Below are 2664 nucleotides of genomic sequence, written 5' to 3' on the forward strand. Positions count from 1 at the left end.
GCTGGACCAGGAAGGTCACCGCAAAGAGGTTATCACTAAGCAAAAGCGGAAGCTGCTCATCTCGGCGGTGCTGTCACTGCCGCTGCTCTGGGCGATGGTCACTCATTTCTCGTTCACCTCTTGGATTTGGATGCCAGAGCTATTCATGAATCCGTGGTTCCAACTTGCTCTGGCCACACCGGTTCAGTTCTATATCGGCAAGCAATTCTATGTAGGGGCGTATAAAGCGCTTCGGAACAAAAGTGCCAACATGGACGTGCTGATCGCGCTCGGAACATCGGCGGCCTATTTTTACAGCCTCTATTTGACGATCGATTGGGCCATGGCTGGCGCCAGCGCACACCACGGGCCAGACATGTATTATGAGACGAGTGCGGTTCTGATTACGCTTGTCATCCTCGGGAAATTGTTCGAGTCATTAGCGAAAGGCAGGACTTCGGAGGCGATCAAGACGCTGATGGGTCTTCAGGCCAAGACGGCGCTGGTGATCCGTGACGGTCAGGAGCAGTCGATACCGGTGGAACAAGTCGTGGTTGGCGATCTGGTACTGGTGAAACCCGGCGAGAAGGTTCCGGTAGACGGCAAAGTGAACGAGGGCACCTCGGCAGTGGATGAGTCGATGTTGACAGGTGAGAGTATTCCGGTTTCGAAGAATCCCGGTGACACGGTAATCGGCGCTACGGTGAATAAGAACGGGCGCTTGATCGTTGAGGCGACCAAGGTAGGCAGGGAAACGGCGCTTGCCCAGATCATTAAAGTGGTTGAAGAAGCACAAGGCTCCAAAGCGCCGATCCAGCGTGTTGCCGATGTGATTTCGGGCATTTTCGTACCGATCGTGGTCGGTATTGCGATAGTGGCTTTCCTGATCTGGTTCTTCTGGGTAACGCCTGGAGACTTTGCCCATGCGCTTGAGATTGCCATTGCGATTCTGGTCATTGCTTGTCCTTGCGCGCTTGGCTTGGCTACACCTACTTCGATCATGGCCGGTTCCGGACGTGCAGCCGAACTGGGGGTCTTGTTCAAGGGTGGAGAGCATCTGGAGACGACGCATAAGATCGATACCATTATTTTGGATAAGACAGGAACGGTAACCAAGGGCAAGCCGGAGCTTACGGATGTCTTGGTGGAAACGATGGATCAGGAACAGCTGCTGCGTCTGGTTGGGTCAGCTGAGAAGAGCTCGGAGCATCCACTGGCCGAGGCGATTGTGGCAGGCATCGAAGCCAAGGGAGTGCAGCTTCCGGCAGCGCAGGAATTCGAGGCGATTCCAGGCTACGGCATCCGTGCCCTTGTTGAAGGACATGAAGTATTGGTCGGTACGCGCAAGCTTATGATGAAGCATCAAATCTCTGCCGAGCATGTGCTGGAGACGATGTCGAAGCTTGAAACCGCCGGTAAAACAGCCATGTTGGCTGCCGTTGACGGTCAATATGCCGGCATGGTAGCCGTGGCCGATACGATTAAGGAGACTTCTCCAACAGCTATCGCCAGATTGAAGCAGATGGGGATTGAGGTCATTATGATTACCGGTGATAATCAGCGTACGGCCGAAGCGATTGCGAAGCAGGTAGGCATCGATCATGTGCTGGCTGAAGTGTTGCCGGAAGGCAAAGCCGATGAAGTGAAGAAGCTGCAGCAGCAGGGCAAAAAAGTCGCGATGGTGGGTGACGGTATTAACGATGCTCCTGCATTGGCCGTCGCCGATATCGGTATGGCGATCGGTACTGGAACGGATGTGGCAATGGAGGCAGCGGATGTTACGTTGATGAAGGGGGATCTGGGTAGTATTCCCGATGCCATCTACATGAGCCGAAAAACGATGCGAAATATCCGCCAGAACCTGTTCTGGGCGCTTGGTTATAACTCGCTCGGCATCCCGATTGCAGCCATCGGACTGCTGGCGCCGTGGGTGGCCGGAGCGGCCATGGCACTGAGCTCGGTATCCGTGGTATTGAATGCGCTACGTCTGCAGCGCATGAAGGTTTAATGTTCTGAGCCTATACACAAACGATATAATAGGAGTGAAGATATGGCTTCACAGAAATTCGCGGTAACCCCCGGATTCGAGGTCGGCGGCACGCTGTTCAGACCTGATCAGCTTGCGCTTCTGGGCACGATTGTGGGCGAGGGTGCTTTGATTGAGATGACGACGTTCAAGCAGCTGTACGTGGAGATGGACGAGGCGCACATTCCTGCAGTTCAAGAAAGGCTGCGAGCAGCCGGACTTCAGGTCCATCCTGCCGGCTTTGTCTCCAAAAGCCTCATCACCTGCAACTTCTGCCGCGGTGCAGAGGATTCGGGCTTGGATGTCGCCGCACTGCTGGATGAGGCCGTAACCGATCATCCTGTACCGAATCCGCTCAAGATCGGTTATGCCGGCTGCGCGCTTGGGACGAGCGAGCCGCTCCTCAAGGACATTGCCGTCATCAAAATGAGGGACACCTTTGATATATACGTGGGTGGAGAACCAAGGGGGCTGAAGGCAGCTTTGGCGAAGCCGCTGCACACGGCGCTGGCACCGGCACAACTAGCTCCGATTATCCTGAGATTGATTGGCATCTATCAGGAGCAGGGAAAGAAGAAGGAGAAGTTCTCCCGATTCGTGGAGCGCATTTCCCTGGATCAGTTGAGAGAGCTGACGGGCGAGCGCGCGATGGATACGGC

General features: G+C 55.0%; 2 protein-coding genes. Both read left to right on the top strand.

From position 1 onward, the window contains the following. On the top strand, window positions 1-1987 hold a 1987-nt coding region (locus ACFRAK_RS27565), incomplete at its 5' end, for a copper-translocating P-type ATPase (RefSeq protein ID WP_394572970.1). Between the two features lie 42 nt (window positions 1988-2029). After that, window positions 2030-2664, top strand: a 635-nt coding sequence (locus ACFRAK_RS27570) for a nitrite reductase (protein WP_394572971.1), incomplete at its 3' end; no start/stop codon positions are given.

This window comes from Peribacillus sp. NPDC056705 (assembly GCF_043656335.1).